Annotated in this window: 13 protein-coding genes; 7 read left to right on the top strand and 6 right to left on the bottom strand. The window is 51.5% G+C overall.

Annotation, left to right across the window (positions count from 1 at the left end; translation table 11 throughout):
• Positions 1 to 61: 61 nt before the first annotated feature.
• The 5 genes from ACEN2G_RS02330 to ACEN2G_RS02310 form a co-directional block, all read right to left on the bottom strand.
• The gene (locus tag ACEN2G_RS02330) at positions 62 to 1,966 is read right to left on the bottom strand and encodes a putative bifunctional diguanylate cyclase/phosphodiesterase (RefSeq protein ID WP_442019850.1); all 1,905 of its coding nucleotides are present in this window, start codon (positions 1,964 to 1,966) and stop codon (positions 62 to 64) included.
• A complete protein-coding gene (locus ACEN2G_RS02325; protein ID WP_442019849.1) occupies positions 1,967 to 2,554 on the bottom strand; it encodes a hypothetical protein in 588 nt (195 codons plus the stop codon).
• A gap of 163 nt (positions 2,555 to 2,717) precedes the next feature.
• Positions 2,718 to 4,661 carry a bifunctional metallophosphatase/5'-nucleotidase gene (locus ACEN2G_RS02320; RefSeq protein WP_442019848.1) on the bottom strand — a complete coding sequence of 648 codons (1,944 nt, stop codon included), beginning with the start codon at positions 4,659 to 4,661 and terminating at the stop codon, positions 2,718 to 2,720.
• 83 nt (positions 4,662 to 4,744) lie between these two features.
• Complete coding sequence (gene purU, locus ACEN2G_RS02315; RefSeq protein ID WP_442019847.1) at positions 4,745 to 5,614, bottom strand: formyltetrahydrofolate deformylase; 870 nt, start codon at positions 5,612 to 5,614, stop codon at positions 4,745 to 4,747.
• 87 nt (positions 5,615 to 5,701) lie between these two features.
• Positions 5,702 to 6,172 carry a GNAT family N-acetyltransferase gene (locus ACEN2G_RS02310; RefSeq protein ID WP_442019846.1) on the bottom strand — a complete coding sequence of 157 codons (471 nt, stop codon included), beginning with the start codon at positions 6,170 to 6,172 and terminating at the stop codon, positions 5,702 to 5,704.
• A 572-nt stretch (positions 6,173 to 6,744) separates the two neighbouring features.
• Here ACEN2G_RS02310 and ACEN2G_RS02305 point away from each other — a divergent pair.
• From ACEN2G_RS02305 to ACEN2G_RS02290, 4 genes are all read left to right on the top strand, one after another.
• Positions 6,745 to 8,067 carry a lytic murein transglycosylase gene (locus tag ACEN2G_RS02305; RefSeq protein WP_442019845.1) on the top strand — a complete coding sequence of 441 codons (1,323 nt, stop codon included), beginning with the start codon at positions 6,745 to 6,747 and terminating at the stop codon, positions 8,065 to 8,067.
• Positions 8,068 to 8,280: 213 nt separating this feature from the next.
• A complete protein-coding gene (locus tag ACEN2G_RS02300) occupies positions 8,281 to 9,678 on the top strand; it encodes an L-cystine transporter (RefSeq protein ID WP_442019844.1) in 1,398 nt (465 codons plus the stop codon).
• Positions 9,679 to 9,901: 223 nt separating this feature from the next.
• Positions 9,902 to 10,885 carry an oxygen-dependent tRNA uridine(34) hydroxylase TrhO gene (gene trhO / locus ACEN2G_RS02295; RefSeq protein WP_442019843.1) on the top strand — a complete coding sequence of 328 codons (984 nt, stop codon included), beginning with the start codon at positions 9,902 to 9,904 and terminating at the stop codon, positions 10,883 to 10,885.
• 190 nt (positions 10,886 to 11,075) lie between these two features.
• Positions 11,076 to 11,957 (top strand): multidrug transporter, encoded by an 882-nt coding sequence (locus ACEN2G_RS02290; RefSeq protein WP_442019842.1) that lies wholly within the window; start codon positions 11,076 to 11,078, stop codon positions 11,955 to 11,957.
• 52 nt (positions 11,958 to 12,009) lie between these two features.
• On the opposite strand, the gene rarD is transcribed toward ACEN2G_RS02290, so the two are convergent.
• Positions 12,010 to 12,930 carry an EamA family transporter RarD gene (gene rarD, locus ACEN2G_RS02285; RefSeq protein WP_442019841.1) on the bottom strand — a complete coding sequence of 307 codons (921 nt, stop codon included), beginning with the start codon at positions 12,928 to 12,930 and terminating at the stop codon, positions 12,010 to 12,012.
• A gap of 318 nt (positions 12,931 to 13,248) precedes the next feature.
• Here rarD and ACEN2G_RS02280 point away from each other — a divergent pair, with 318 nt between their 5' ends.
• The 3 genes from ACEN2G_RS02280 (at position 13,249) to ACEN2G_RS02270 (ending at position 16,508) form a co-directional block, all read left to right on the top strand.
• Complete coding sequence (locus ACEN2G_RS02280) at positions 13,249 to 14,196, top strand: hypothetical protein (RefSeq protein ID WP_442019840.1); 948 nt, start codon at positions 13,249 to 13,251, stop codon at positions 14,194 to 14,196.
• Positions 14,197 to 14,304: 108 nt separating this feature from the next.
• A complete protein-coding gene (locus ACEN2G_RS02275; RefSeq protein WP_442019839.1) occupies positions 14,305 to 15,363 on the top strand; it encodes an ABC transporter substrate-binding protein in 1,059 nt (352 codons plus the stop codon).
• A gap of 179 nt (positions 15,364 to 15,542) precedes the next feature.
• Positions 15,543 to 16,508 (top strand): ABC transporter permease, encoded by a 966-nt coding sequence (locus ACEN2G_RS02270; protein WP_442019838.1) that lies wholly within the window; start codon positions 15,543 to 15,545, stop codon positions 16,506 to 16,508.
• Positions 16,509 to 16,553 lie beyond the last annotated feature (45 nt).

The following is a 16,553-nucleotide window of genomic DNA, read 5'->3' as shown; positions in this document are numbered from 1 at the left end:
CAGCATGGTGCACACTCAGCGCGACTTAGCCCACCGAGCACAGCCTCAATAGGCGCTATCGTTAGGCGTTAGCTAGGCTGCGCGGACCTGTTCTTGACGCTTGCAAGGCTTCGCTCATGGCCGCCGCCGGCATTGGCTTAGCCAGCAAATAACCTTGACCTAACTCGCAGCCTAATTGCTGCAATTTATCTGCTTGCTCTGCATCTTCTATGCCCTCGGCCACCACACTCATGTCTAGGCTGTGCGCCAGTGAGATAATCGTTTTTACCAAGTGATAAGCGCGCAGATCCGTGACCATGTCCGCCACAAATGACTTATCGATTTTTAGCTTATTCAGTGGCAATTGCCGTAAATGGCTAAAAGAAGAATAACCGGTACCAAAGTCATCGAGCGCTATCTCAATGCCCAACGCCCGCAGCTGCTTAAGCTGATCCTCAGAGCCCGCCGTATCCCATAAACTGGTGTCTTCGGTAATTTCTAACACTAAGGATGCCGACTTAAGTTGGGTGAGGCGCAATACGCGGCGCACCGTATTCGCCAGCTCGCCATCCATAAAGATACTGGGGCTAATATTGACGTTTACTTTAAGCCGCTGATGACCGAGTTGCTGCCATTGGTGCGCCTGCGCGCAGGCACTAAGCAACACCCATTCATTAAGCCGATGGGCCAAACCGTGTTGCTCGGCAATCGAGATTATCTCCAGTGGCGGCACGGCGCCATATTCTAAATGCGACCAACGCAGCAAGGCTTCTACCGACTCAATCTGACCTGTTTTTAAGCGATAGATAGGCTGGTAATGCAGCGTTAAGGCATCTTGTTCGATGGCGGCTTGCAAGGCAATGGCGAGCTTTTGGCGACGTAAACGTCGCTCATCCATACCACTTTCATAGAGTTGTATGGCCACTTGTCGATTATGTTTAGCGTAATACATAGCCGTATCCGCATGGCACAGCAGCTCGGCGATACTCCGTCCTTGGGCAGGATATAAACTGGTGCCAATGCAGGCCTGTGGCGATAAACAACCGTCAGGCAAGGCCACATCACGGCCAATGGAGCGCCACAGCTGAGTCGCCATGGCGCTGGCATCTTGTCCTTGGGATAGGCGTTGTATGATCACAAATTCATCACCGCCTAACCGAGCTACATCCCCCTGCTTACCTACAGTACCACGCAAACGATCGGCCACTATTTTAAGTAATTTATCGCCCACTTCATGGCCTAAGCTATCGTTAACGGCCTTAAAGTTATTTAGATCCACCATGTGCACAGCCAAACGGCAGTGATGGCGATCCGCCCACTGCATGGCCTGTTTCATCATCTGATAAAAATACATACGATTAGGCAGACCCGTCAGCATGTCGTGATAGGCAAGCTGGCGATTGCGTCGATTTTCGCGTACCAACAGCCACATCATTAAGCCACCACTTATTAACAGGCCGACTAAATACAAACTGGAGTGACGATGTGAGCCTTGAATGACGTCTAATTGGCGCCACACATTGTCGCCCGAATAATTCTCGACGTTAATTTCTCGTACTAAATGCTGAAAATGCGCCAATTCGGAGCGCAATCTAGTAATCTCAACGCGATCTTGTGTCCTCAGCTGATATACGCTGTCTTCCCACAGCTGAAGCTGAAATAACAAATCATCGAGCACGGGCAACACGCCAGGCTGCTCACGCAGTGGCCGATTTTCTTTACCCTCTAATAAGCTATTAACGCGACTCCAGAGCACTTCAAAACGCAGCTGCACATACTCCTGATCTTCGATGCCCGCCGCTAAGGCGGTGAGTGCACGATCAAATTTAACCACTTCCATTTCCAGCTCTGAGCTACTCCAACCCACCGCCTTTATGGTGGCAGACACATGGCGCACCACTTCAAAGTCACGGTAGTAGCTATAGACTGAGCTAGCACCGAACAACAAGGCAATAGCCAGCAGGGTGAGCAGTTTAATTTTATTCACTTATTGCACATCCAGGGTTCTGAGCTGCCAGATCAAGAGTTCGTGATAGCGTTTATTATCTAATTGTTTCAAATCAGACAAAGGCAGCATCAGCCAAGTCGGCCCTTTATCACGAATACGCATCGGCTTACCATCCATACGGGTGGCCAATAATAAAGAGGCTAATTCTGGTGTGTCTGCGTCAAATTCAGAAAAATAGTCATTAAAAGCCACGGCTTTAATGTGGGAGCCTTTTGCATCAATACGATGTAATAAATCTTTTAATAACACACCGCTAAATTGATGTTCGCTATTGGTCCAAGGCGTTTCGGTGCGAAATTCATGTTGGGGCAAACTGTCCAGCAGGTCCAAATCAAACTCGGCTTGATCGCCTTGGCCCATGGCGCTGTTAGGGCCGGAATTGGTGATACCAATATTACCGGTAATGATCAACAGCACCCGCCCTTCGGGCCTCGGCAAGGGCTTAAGCGTCGATGCAGGATCCGCCGCCACACTCAGTGCGCCGCTACACAACATAATCCCCAACAACCAATAATAGGGTTTCAATAAGGGGGTAGCGATGGTGTTAGTTATCGGTTTGGTTAGCATCCTTTGCTCCCATGCTGACTCGAGAGATAGACTCGATAGAGTATATAAAACATAGCAGGTTTTATCCGAAACTCGGTATCTAGGGTGAAATTAAGTATCCGAATGGAAATTAAAAAATGCCGTTTAAATAATTAGGCCCGAATAATTCGGGCCTAATTTAACGTTACAGACGATTTAAGGTGATACCTGGCTCAGGTAAGGCGGTTAAGGTTGCGCGCTGGTCGCGCACATAATCGCTAAAGGCATAGGCCGGCGTATCGCAGCTCACCTGCGCTTGCTGACAATTGAGGGGTTGATTAATGTACTGCACCTCAATCGCGCCTTGAATGTCTTTGCTCAAACGAGCCACCGGGAAGGCGGTTAACTTGCCATTCACATAGGCTAAATCGATACGATCTGTGGTCACTTGCTGCGCATCAAACAAGGTGTGCCAGCCATCGTTACCGGACGCATGGTAACCCGTTAGCGCCACTTGGTACTGTTGATTAGGCTCAATGCGTGTCCATTGACCATTGCGCACATACTCTATGCTGTTTACATAACCCCGACCGCGGCTGGTTTCGTTAAACTGATAACGCAGGCCCGCCACATATGGGAAGTTGCCGCCGTTAGCATCTGGGCTAATGGCACCATTAATGGCTTCGAGCAATAAGCCGGTCACTTGACGGCCGCTTAAGGAGACCAAGCTGATGGGATTGTTAGCAGGTAATAATTCCATGGCTATTTGGCCTGCTTTCAACACGCCCACTTCAATATCTTGCTTAATGGCACTGGCCGCCACCAAGGCAAAATCCGCCTGGCGTCCGGTCACAGACTGCACGCCTTGGGTATTCAGCCAATACAATTGGCTAGCCGCGACTAGGGGGGCTACTTGCGAGCCATTACCGGTCACTGGTAACAGACGGTGCGTTAAGGTTTGCGGCACCACACCAATCGCCTTACCGTAGGCTGTTAATAACGCCGGCTGATATTCACGGCCTATGTGTTGCAGTAACGATTTATCCTCAGCCACGATGGCAATGTTGGCGGCACTGGCAATGGCGGCCTCTATGCTCGCTTGCTGTTGCTCGCTCACGCGTTGGTTGTCATTGCGATGCACATCTGTATAAAACTGGGCACCCACTAACAGGGTATTACCGCCTTCGCACTGGCTGACGCGGCCATCATAAGTAAAGGTCACAGTGACCTTACCCATGGCTTGGCCACGCTGTCCTGATTGCACCACGCAGGTGCTACCACGGCCATTAGGATTGGTAAAACGCTGGGCATAAGGTGCATTTTTAGTGCCGCCGACATTGCTAAAATCACCCATCAGCTGCTCGGCGTGACCGCCGACGATCACATCGATGCCGTTTACCTGTTGCGCCAGCTGCTGATCATGAGCTAACCCTAAGTGCGTTAAGGCGACTATGTGGCTCACACCTTGCGCTTTAAGCTCGTTCACCGTGCGTTGGGCGCGGCTCACTTCATCAGCAAAGCTCAACTGGCCCACATTGGCGCCCGTGCTCTTCATGTCTTGACGCACTAGGCCGAGCACTGCCACCACCGGATACTTGCCGGCCTCTTTAACGGTAGCCACTTGTTTTTTCTTATTGCCTTTAAAGACATATAAAACATAAGGCTTGAGATTTTCCACGGCGTTTAAATCTGCGTCTTGCCGCGCATCTAAGTTTGCCGCCAGCACCGGAAAGCTCAGCTGTTTAACGAAAGCGGCCAAATGCTGGTTATCGAGCACAAATTCACGCTCGCCCAAGGTCATGGCGTCAAACTGCATCCGGCTTAAAATGTCGGCGCTCATGGCCCCTTGATGTTGGGTAAAATACCCAGTGCCCTGCCACGCATCACCGGCGTGTAAGAATAAAAACGCCTGATCCTGCTCTTTCGCTTGCTCACGCAATTGATTGGCATAATTAAGTGTGCGCGCACTGCCACCGGCTTTGGCATAAACAGCACCATCGGCAAACGTTAGTCGTACGTCACTGGCATCAAAGTGAGCATGGGTATCATTAATGTGTGCCACGGTCAGACTAAAAGGCTGGTCCAATTGGGAGCTAGCACAACCGGTTAGCGCTAGGCCTAACAAGCTCGCCATCAGGGTTTTATTCATGTAACAAGACACTCCACAAAGAAAGATAAAATAAGATAAAAAAACGAGCGACGATGCGCTAGCTTGCTAATAAGCACCCAGCATTAACTGCTAAACACCACGGTTTTACCCTGATGCAAGAATACGCGGCCTTCAATGTGCGCTTGCACCGCGCGAGCCAAGGTTCGGCATTCAATGTCACGGCCCTTGGCAATTAACTGCTCAGGGTAATGACTATGATCCACCACTTCTACCCCTTGGCTGATAATGGGGCCATCATCCAATTGGTTATTAATATAATGCGCCGTGGCACCCACTAATTTAACGCCTTTGTCATAAGCCTGATGATAAGGGTGCTCACCTTTAAAACCGGGCAATAACGAATGGTGAATATTAATGGCTTTGCCGGTGAGCGCCGTACACAACTCAGGGCTCAACATTTGCATATAGCGCGCCAATACCACTAAATCCGCCTGACATTCGCTAATAATTTGGCGTATTTGCGCTTCTTGCTCACTCCGATTGCTATCGTCTACGGGCAAGTGATAAAACGGAATATGGTGCCAATCGGCCAGACGCTGCAAGTCTGGATGATTAGAAATAATGGCCGGAATTTCAATGGCTAATTGGCCAGTACGATAACGGTACAATAAGTCATTTAGGCAATGATCCAACCGCGACACCATCACCACCACGTTTGGCCTAAGGCTTGCGGCCGTGAGCTGCCAATGCATGGCAAATTGAGCGGCCCTGGGTGCCAGCCCCTCACTAAAGGCCGCCACATCAAAGGCAAGTTCTGAGGGGGGACGAAACTCCAAGCGCACAAAAAAATGCCCACTTTCGACGTCATCGAAGGTTTGCATTTCTACCACGTTACACTGTTGCTCACACAAATAACGCGTCAGCACATCCATGGTGCCGAGCGTGCTTGGGCAATGCGCAGTGAGATAGTACGTATTTTTCGGCTTGGCCACAGTCGTGCTTCTCCCCTAATCGTAATTGACCCTTTTCAGGGGCCGCTATTTTGCGACAAAGCCTTGATTGATACCAGCGCCTAAGTGCTAGCTCAGGTCTTTTTCCATAATAAAGCGGATAAATTCAATATCTTCCCTTTCAATCCGCTCTTGGCTGACTAAGCGATAGCCTCTTTGCTCAAAGATGGGGCGCGACAACACGCTGGCGTCGGTGCGCAAACATGTGACACCGCGCCGCTTAGCTTCTTCTTCTATATCGGCACATAGTCGCCCGGCAATGCCGCGCCCCGCGTGATCGCCTAACACATAGAGCAAGGCCAGATGATTGTCTGGATGCAAAGTAGCAAAAGCCACCGGTATCTGATAACAGGCCATTACCCGGGTATAACCGGTGAGCACCAGAGAGCGAAAGTCCGCCGCATACAGGTAGGGAAAAGCGGCCCAAAATTCGACCTGCTCATCGCTGTAACCACGACGCCCTTGATCCATCACGGCATCATGAAAAATCAACTCCAGACTGCTGAGGTCCGTGTCCTTAAAATCCCTAATCAGATACATAACGGCTCCGATGAATCCGATGAAATAGCCATGCTGTGTGTTCTCAGTTATTGGGTGATAAAGAAGTCACGCGCGCAGTGACCGCCAAGTGCGACTCTGAGCATCTCACCAAGAGCGATGCCGACTGCAGCCGCATAATAGAGTAACGACTCGGCACCCAAAAATATTAAGCAGCTAACTAAAAGCGAGCGCTATGTCTTTACCTATTGAGCATGCACCATAGGCATAAACAGAGATTTGTTTAACGGTGACGCTATCGGCCTATTACTGCAAAACTGAATAGGCCGATCATAACAAAGCTTGGCACCACTATCTGCCCTGAGACACATTTTTATGCGCTACTTTTGCTATGCACTTTAGCCTGCGCTTTCCCCTGCCCTACCCTGAGCTCAAAAAAAACTAAGCAAATAACGTCAGTCCTTTCCTTTTTATAGACATCAGATATGCTGCTGCCATGCTTTTTTACGAACCCTAGCCAGATTAAGTACCCTAGTCAGTACCTTAACCTGACGTTGGGCTTACGCCTTTTTAAAACCTTGACCTGTTTACAAACCTTAACGATTAGAGGCTTCATGCTAAAACCATCTTATATCAGCGCGTTAGTGCTGGGTGTGATTCTGACCGGCTGTACTAGCCATGCCAATACGGCGGCTGCCAGCGGCGAATCTGCTACTAATGCAACCGCCACTAACACGGGCAGCGCTCACACTGCGACCAAAGCTCCTGCGCCTGCGGCCAATGCGCCGCAAACTCGCCCACCCACCGCCACAGAGCTGGCAGACTTTAATGCCTGGCGCCAAGGTTTTCGTGCTCGCGCGCTGGCCAACGGCATTCAGCCAGCTGTGTTCGACAGCGCCTTTAAAGACGTAAAGCTGGATAACCAAGTGATCAAGCTTGATGGCAATCAGGCAGAATTTACCCGTCAAATTTGGGAATATCTGGATACCGCCACCTCAGCGACGCGCGTCACCACGGGTCGCGAGAAATGGAAAGGGATGGAACAAACGCTGAGCGCCATCGAAGCGCGCTATAACGTGGATGCCAAAGTAGTAGTGTCGGTGTGGGGCATGGAAACCAACTACGGCTCCTATCGTGGCAATATCAGCACCATCTCGGGCCTGGCCACCTTAGCCTTCGAAGGCCGCCGCCGTGATTTTGCCGAAGCAGAATTAATGGGCGCGCTGAAAATCTTGCAAGCCGGCGACGTGACGCCCGAGCGCATGCGCGGCTCTTGGGCCGGCGCCATGGGCCACACCCAATTTATGCCCACCAGCTATTTGCAATACGCCCAAGACTTTAATGGCGACGGCAAACGCGACATTTGGTCAGAAGACCCCACAGATGCACTGGCTTCCACTGCCGCCTATTTAGCCCGCTTTGGCTGGCAACACGGCGCGCCTTGGGGCGTGGAAATCAAGCTGCCGTCAGGCTTTGATTATGCCAGTGCCACCCAAGATAACCGCCAGCCCGTGGCCTATTGGCGCCAGCGCGGCGTAAAAACCATGACCGGTCAGCCGCTGCCTGATTTTGGTGAGGCGGCCATTTTAGTGCCCGCAGGCGCTCACGGCCCTGTGTTTGCCATCTTTAAGAACTTTAACGTGATCCGCCGCTATAACAACGCCACCTCCTATGCCATGGCCGTGGGTCATTTAGCGGATAAACTGGATGGCGGCAGTGAGTTTGTGGCCAAGTGGCCCAGAAATGAGCGCGCCTTGAGTCGATCCGAAAAAGTGGCTCTGCAACAGGCGCTAACCGCCAAGGGCTTTAATACCCAAGGCTCAGACGGCGTGATTGGCCCCAATACCATTAACGCCATTCGCGGCTATCAACAGTCAAAGCAACAGGTGGCAGACGGCTACCCAAGCGCGCTCTTGTTAGAGCAACTTAAGCGCTAAACTGCGTTTTTAATACGCTACGTACTAGATAACGCTCCACCTTTTGGTGGGGCGTTTTTTATTGGTTGTTGCGCGGCTGCCAACACAGATTGCTGCTTAAGCTTTTGCTTATACTCAAATGATGCGGCGTCATAACAAAATGAATTATAACCCAGTCGAATCTGCTGCTAACATGGCAGGTATTCAATATAAATCCCTGTTTACGGAGTCACCATGCTACTGGTGTTATTCAACTTGGCGGTATTCGTCGTGTTAATGGTGTTACTGAGCCGTTTGGCCCGCCGCCATCAATCTTTATCTCGCCAAGTGTTAACTGGCTTACTGTTCGGTGTCGCCTTGGGCTTTATCATGCAAAGCCTCTATGACACCCATACCATAGCGCGCACCCTAGAGTGGGTGAACATGATTGGTAGCGGCTATGTACGCCTGCTGCAAATGATAGTAATACCGCTGGTACTGGTGTCTATTTTAGGCGCCGTGGCGCGACTGCATAACGCCACTTCTCTTGGTAAAATCAGCGCCCTGTCGTTGAGCATTTTACTGGGCACCACCGCCATTGCCGCCTTAGTGGGCGTATTTGTCACCCACAGTTTTGGCCTTAATGCCGCCGACTTAGTGCAGGGCGCACGCGAGTTAGCCCGTGCCGAGCAATTAGAGTCGCAAGTCGCCAGCGTAGCCAACCTGTCACTGCCGCAATTAGTGGTGTCCTTTATTCCCCAAAATCCCTTTGCCGACATGACGGGTGCTAGCCCCACCGCCGTGATTGGCGTAGTGATCTTTGCCGTGTTCTTGGGCCTCGCCACCCTCACCTTATTAAAAGATGAACCTGAGCTGGGCGCTCGCGTAGTGGGCGGCATAGAAGCGCTGCAAGCGTTAGTGATGCGCTTAGTGCGCTTAGTGATGAAGCTCACCCCTTACGGCGTGATGGCGTTGATGACCAAGGTGATCGCCGGCTCTAACTTACAAGATGTGGTTAGCCTAGGCGGCTTCTTGCTGGCCTCTTATGTAGCGATTGCCATCATGTTCGCCATCCACGGTCTCTTGCTCACGCTGGTGGGCGTGAACGCCAAGCGCTTCTTTAAGAAGGTGTGGCCGGTATTGGCGTTCGCCTTTACCAGTCGCTCCAGCGCGGCCACCATTCCCTTGAACGTGCAGGCGCAAACCCAAAAACTGGGCGTGCCCGAAAGCATCGCCAATTTTTCTGCCTCTTTTGGCGCCACTATTGGCCAAAACGGCTGTGCCGGTATTTATCCGGCCATGCTGGCCGTTATGATAGCGCCGACCATGGGCATTGATGTGTTAGACCCGCTGTGGCTGGCTACGCTGGTGGGTGTGATCACCCTCGCCTCCTTTGGTGTGGCCGGTGTGGGCGGCGGTGCTACCTTTGCCGCATTAATCGTATTGCCTATTATGGGCATGCCGGTTGCCTTGGCCGCCTTGCTTATTTCCATTGAGCCGTTAATCGACATGGCGCGCACCGCCTTAAACGTCAACGGCGCCATGACAGCAGGCACCATTACCAGCAAACTGCTCGGCGAAACCGATCAGGCGACCTTTCTAAGAGACGAAGAGTTGCAAGGCACGGGTAAGACTGCCGCCAATTCCTTGTAAGCCTTAACCGGCCCATGGCTCGATGTCGATGTCGATGTCGATAGCACTAACTAAAAACGCCTAGCTTCCGCGCTAGGCGTTTTCGCTTTTACTGCAGCGCGGGCGCAAAATTTGTTATGATGCGCCCATCACGCCATGCCTTAATACAAGGGTTCAGTACAGTTTCCATGGCGATCAATATTTGTTACTACGGTGCCCGCGCGGGCGCTCAAGGAAAAAAGTTATGTCTCAGTTTGTGGTCTGTGCCCTCTATAAGTTCGTCACCTTAGATAATCATGAAGCACTGCGCGCGCCGCTACAGGCGATGCTGGAAAGCCAGCAAATTCGCGGCACTTTATTGCTGGCCAGTGAAGGCATTAACGGCACGGTTGCAGGCTCGCGGGACGCCATCACACAGTTAAAAACCTGGTTTGAGCAAGATGCGCGTTTTAGCGGTATCGATTACAAAGAGTCGGTCAGCTGCGATCAGCCGTTTTACCGCACTAAGGTCAAACTCAAGCAAGAAATCGTCACCATGGGGGTCGAGGGCATAGATCCGCTGCGGGTGGTCGGCACTTATGTGGCGGCCAAAGATTGGAACGCGCTGATCTCAGATCCAGACGTGGTCTTGGTCGATACCCGCAACGATTACGAAGTGGAAATCGGCACCTTTAAGGGCGCGCTAAACCCCAATACCGAGAGCTTTCGCGAGTTTCCCGAGTACGTCAAAAATAACTTAGATACCAATAAGCACAAGAAAGTGGCCATGTTTTGCACCGGCGGTATTCGCTGTGAAAAAAGCACTGCGTATCTCAAAGAGCAAGGCTTTGATGAGGTCTACCACCTGCATGGCGGCATCTTAAAATATTTAGAAGAAGTGCCTGCCGCCGAATCTTTGTGGGAAGGTGAGTGTTTCGTGTTCGACAATCGGGTGACGGTGGATCATCAACTGCAGCCCGGCCAATACCAATTGTGCTCAGCCTGTCGTGCGCCGCTGGCTCCAGAAGAGCTACAGCATGCTCATTATCAGCACGGCGTGAGCTGCCAGCACTGTTATAACAGCCACACGCCTGAGCAGCAGCAAAGATACGCCGAGCGTGAGCGCCAACTGCAATTAGCCCAAGCGCGCGGTGAGGCTCACATCGGCAGCGATGCCGTGGCCAATGCCGAGCAAAGACGCGCCGATAAGCTGGCGCGCAAGCAACAACAACAAAGCAAAACATCGTAAAGAGTGAAGCGGAAAGAGTGAAGAGAACAACCTAGACCTACTTTTTCCGCGATGCTCCGCTTTCAGAAAAAGGGCAGAGCCAAATAAAACTATCATGAGGAGTGAGGTTAAATCTCAGACACCACACCTGCGGGTCTGGCTTTTAATCTTCACACTTTACTCTTCACTCTTCACACTTCGCGGTCATTCAATGCTCTGGATCCCCTTTACGCTGTTTGCCGCCTTTATGCAGGCGTGGCGCAATGCCTTTCAAAAGCAGCTGAGCCAAGACTTAGGCGCTACCAGCGTCACCTTAGCGCGCTTTATCTTGGCGGGCCCGTTGGCGGCACTGTATTTATGGGGCTTATATCGCTGGCAGCCCGAGGAGGCACTGCCGCAGTTTTCGGCACTGTTCTTCGTCTACATTGTGGGAGCTGCGCTGTGCCAAATTATCGCCACCGCCTTAATGGTGCGGCTATTTCAGCTGCGCAATTATGCGGTGGGTGTGGGACTAGCAAAGAGTGAGGCCATTTGGGCGGCGATCTTAGGAGTGGCTTTTTTTGGTACTCTACTCACGCCCTTAGGCTGGCTGGGCGTCTTGCTCGGCGGCATTGCGGTGGGCTTGTTAAGTGGCCTGCGCCGCATTGCTGGGGTAGTTTCGCCCAAGACCTTAATAGTGGGCGTGGCCAGCGGCCTGACCTTTGCCCTCACCTCACTGTGGGTGCGCGAGGCCAGTTTATTACTCGAGCTGTCGTTTCCCTTTTCCGCCGCTTGGGTATTGTTATTGGTGATCGGCCTACAAACGCTATTGTTAGTAGGCTGGTTGGGGCTTCGCGATCCGCCCAGTTTAATGGGCTTGGCGAAGCGACCTAAATTAACGGCGCTGATCAGCATCAGTAGTTGTTTGGGCTCCATCGGTTGGTTTAGCGCCATGAGTCTGGAGAGCGTGGCCTTGGTGAAAACGCTCGGCCAAGTAGAAGTGTTATTTACGCTATTAATTTCGGCCTATTACTTTAAGACTAAACTGGCCCGACAAGACCATTGGGGATTAGCGCTTATTGTTATCGCGGCTATTTGCGTGATGTGGGCGTAAAAACGGTGAATAGTGAATAGTGAATAGTAAGGCGTTGGGTTGGCATTCCACCTCATTCATCACTCCTCACAGCTTCCGATGCAGCATCAAACGGATAACGCCTAAAAGTCAGTAAGCGCTTTACGCCTTCTAACACTAATAAGCCTACCGCTAGCCAAATAGCGATATAGGTCAGCCATTCACCCTCTTGAATACTCTCGCCTAAGATTAATGACACCACCACCAGCAAAACAGGTTCTACGTAGCCGAGCAGGCCAAATAAGCTAAAGGGCAGTAGGCGGCTGGCGACTATGTAGCAGACCAAGGCTAAGGCGCTAACCATACCTAAGCCTACCACTAGCGGCCACAATAAAGGACGCACGTCGAAGGCAAAAAACGGTTGTTCCACCGATGACACAAACCAAGCTGCCACGGGTAACATCAACAACATATCACACCAGAGTCCGCCTAGGTTGTCGGTGCCCATATACCGGCGCCACACAAAATACATGGGATAACCCAGCGCCACCACTAAGGTTTCCCAAGAAATACTGCCCGCCTGCCAGACTTCATTCGCCACGCCAATGGCGGCAAACCCGACCGCCGTCCATTGCAAACGACTCGGCCTTTCTTGATAAACAAAGCGGCCAATCACCACTAATACCAAGGGCATCATAAAATAGCCGAGCGAAACCGGTAGCCCGCGGCCATTAATGGGCGCCCACATGAAAATCCACAATTGCACGCCCATTAGTGCTGCGGATATGGGCAAGCCAACCCACAATAAAGGCCGGCGTTTTGCCTCGGAAAATAATGTAGTCACCAAATGCCAATCGCGGCTGTAAAGCAGAAATAAGGCGACACACGGCATAGTCAGCAGCATGCGCCAACCAAACACCACTTCCCCAGACAGCGGGTGCAGCAAACTGGCGTAATAATACAAAAATGCAAATAACACAGATGCAAACACCGACAGCCCAATACCTCGGGTCATGGCTCTCTCCTCTTAAATGTGTAATTCGTGCGCGTAACTCACGTATTTTGCTGGCAGTTTAACAGTTTCATGAAGATATTAGGCTGAGCTTGCAAATAAAATCAGCCGGCACTCCTAGCTCGCCCGCTCAAAAACAGCATATAACACCAAGCATGCTCGCTTTTACGAAAGAGAGCACAAGACTCATAGCCAATGTTTGCCCCCTGCTCCTGCGCCACACTGTCCGCAGAGCCGAGAATGGTCTGCTCAAGAGAGATATGCATTGCAGTTAAGCAGATTCACGCTATAACAAGAACCCACTTGTTATAGGACTGCGGCATGCGCCTTGTATTTTCATTATTGATGCTCTTATTACTCCCCAGTTGCAGCTCAGCTCAAGGCCCAAGCTTGGCGTTATTGCCGCTGGCGCGCTTTGACAGCAGCCTATCGGAAACCTCAGGCCTCATTGGTTGGCAACAGGGATTTATCAGCCATAACGACAGCGGCAATGCGCCCGAGCTATTTGTGCTAGATAAGACGGGCAGACTTATCTCGCGCTTATCTGTAGCGGCAGAAAATCACGACTGGGAAGACATCAGCATTCACGGTAATACCCTGTATCTGGCAGACACAGGCAACAATGGCGGCCGACGCCGCGGACTGAATATCTTAGTGCTGCCGCTTGGGCCTGCGGCAATCACTCTCGAAGCCATTAAACCAGAAGCCATTAAACCAGAAACTATCAAACCAGAAGCAAGCTTGTCGGTGGTCTATGCCGAGCAAACACAGTTTCAGTATGCCCACTATCAACACAACTTTGATGCTGAGGCGCTCACTTGGGTTAATGGCGAACTCTGGCTGTTTACCAAGCGCTGGCTAGATCAAAAAACGACCCTTTATAAGGTACCGCTCTCGCAGGCCGCTCAGCCCCTGCCGCTGCATGCCCAGCAAACACTTAATCCCAACATCTTGGTCACAGGCGCCGACTTCGATGAGCAAACCAATACCCTAATGCTACTTGGTTACAGTAAAAATTGGTTTAATCGCCACGCTTGGATCTGGCTATATCCGGTGCAAGACGGTCAAGTACTCGAACACTTAGGCCGCCAATTCATGCTCAATAAAAAAGGGCAGTTTGAAGGCATTAGTTTGGGAGACGATGGCTTTATTTATGTTAGCCGCGAAGGCTGGAACACTCATCTGTTTCGCACACGCCACACATTGCAGAAATTATTAGCAGAATGTTCTCTGTTGAATAAACGCCCTGAAATAAACATCGTTGAATAAGGCCGCCACAAAACAGCCATACCAGCGCCGCCAAATTGTCATCTGCCTCACCTAGCATCGGCTTTGAACCAGACCGAGATCACACTGCACCTCAGAGGATTGAAATCGATGCACAAGATACTAAAAATCTCCAGCTTACTGACGCTGAGCTTAAGTAGCTCTGCCATCTTTGCCGCCGATGCCGATATCGCAGCCTTGGAACAAGCGGCGCGCAATGAAGGGAAATTATACAGCGTAGGTATGCCTGACAGTTGGGCGAATTGGAAAGATACCTGGCAAGATCTTGGCAATCAGTATGGCCTTAAGCATCAAGATACCGACATGAGCTCGGCACAAGAGATCGCTAAATTTGCCGCCGAAAAAGACAATGCCACCGCCGATATCGGCGACGTAGGTGCCGCGTTTGGTCCCATAGCGCTGCGCCAAGGCGTCACCCAAGCCTATAAACCGACCACTTGGGAGCAAATCCCCGATTGGGCAAAAGACCAAGACGGCCACTGGATGCTCGGCTACACAGGCACTATCGCCTTTATCGTGAACAACGAACTGATCCACAAGGCTCCTGCTTCTTGGCAAGACTTGCTGGACGGTGACTACCAAGTGACGGTGGGCGACGTCGGCGTGGCAGCACAGGCCAATAGCGCCGTATTAGCGGCGGCCTTTGCGCTCGGCGGCGATGAGTCCAATATCAAGCCGGCCTTGGATTTATTTGCCAAGCTAGCCAAACAAGGCCGCCTGTCTCCCGTTGACCCTAATATTGCCAATCTGGAGAAAGGGGAAGTGGAAATGGCCATTTTATGGGATTTCAACGCCCTTAATTATCGTGACCAAATAGACCCTAAGCGCTTTAGCGTGCTGATCCCAAGCGATGGATCTCTGATATCCGGCTACACCACCATTATTAACAAGTACGCCAAGCATCCTAATGCGGCTAAGTTAGCCCGAGAATACATATTAAGTGATGCGGGTCAGGTCAATCTGGCGCGCGGTTATGCTCGCCCCATCCGCAGTCAGGTAACCTTACCTGAAGACGTAAAAGCCAAGCTACTGCCCGAAGATATGTATGCCATCGCCCGCCCCATTAGCGACCATGATGAATGGGAAAAGAGCACGCGTACGCTATCTCGCCAATGGCAGTCGGCCGTGCTTATCCATCAAAAAAGATAACTTAAACAGATAGCCCAGCAGATAGCCCAGCCCATGCCGTCAAAAGATATGGTCGTGGGCTATCTTAAGCCGCTGTTACTGGTTATTTAATGTCGAAAGCGTCACTCGCAGTCACGCCTGTTGCTAGGTTGAAAAGTAGGTGTTCAGAAGTCTGTGTTCAACAGTAAGGAGCAAACGTCATGACTAACCCCCTCACCTTGCCGAGCGCCCACACGCACCTTTCCCCCAGCACACTTTCTCCTGCCAAAGATAGCCGCAGCGAGCTTGATACCACGACCATTACCACGCCGATTACCACGCCCTTGGCTGTTCAGCCTGCGAGTTGGCTACGCGGCTTGCCTTTGCTCTGGTTGCTGCCTTTTGCCCTGCTGTTTGGCTTATTTCAACTGGCGCCCATGTTATGGATACTGATCAACGCCTTTCAGGTTGATGGCCAGTGGGGCTTGAGTCACTTTCAAGAAATTATCGACTCACCCTTTTATGTGCAGTCGTTCACTAACAGCATCGACTTAGCACTCTGGTCCAGCCTGCTCGGCTTGCTAATTGCGTTGGTCGGCACGGCGGCGCTGCGCCAAGTGCCCGGTAAGTTGCAAAATATTGTGGTGGCCTTCACCACCATGGCCAGCAATTTTTCAGGGGTGCCGCTGGCGTTTGCCTTTATCGTGCTGCTGGGCATGAACGGTGCCTTAACCTTATTGCTGCAAGAGTCCGGTGTGCTCGAGGGTGTTAATCTGTATTCGCGTAATGGCCTCATTATGCTCTATACCTACTTTCAGATCCCATTGGCCATCTTATTGCTCTACCCCGCGTTCGATGGCCTGCAAGACGACTGGCGAGACGCCGCCGCCCTGTTAGGTGCCCGCCCTTGGCAATATTGGCTGCGCGTGGTGTTGCCCGTGCTCGCACCGGCTTTATTGGGCACCTTTATCATATTGCTGGCCAATGCACTGGGCGCCTATGCCAGTACCTTCGCTTTGATGACCAGCAACTATAACTTGGTCACCATACAAATTTCCGCGCTGGTAGCCGGCGATATTTTTCTCGAACCCCAGCTGGCCGCTGCGCTGTCGTTATTATTGATGGCGCTACTGATGCTGGTGACTGTGGTCAATCAATGGCTCATTCGCCGTTATCAATATAAGTAAGCCGGTATGCGTAAGTCGATAAGAGTAAACAGCTATGAGTAAACC

This window comes from Oceanisphaera sp. W20_SRM_FM3, assembly GCF_052119705.1.
In the GTDB taxonomy this organism is placed as follows: Bacteria; Pseudomonadota; Gammaproteobacteria; order Enterobacterales; family Aeromonadaceae; genus Oceanimonas.
The sequence above is the reverse complement of the archived record's forward strand: the minus strand, read 5'-3'. Positions and strand labels throughout refer to the sequence as shown.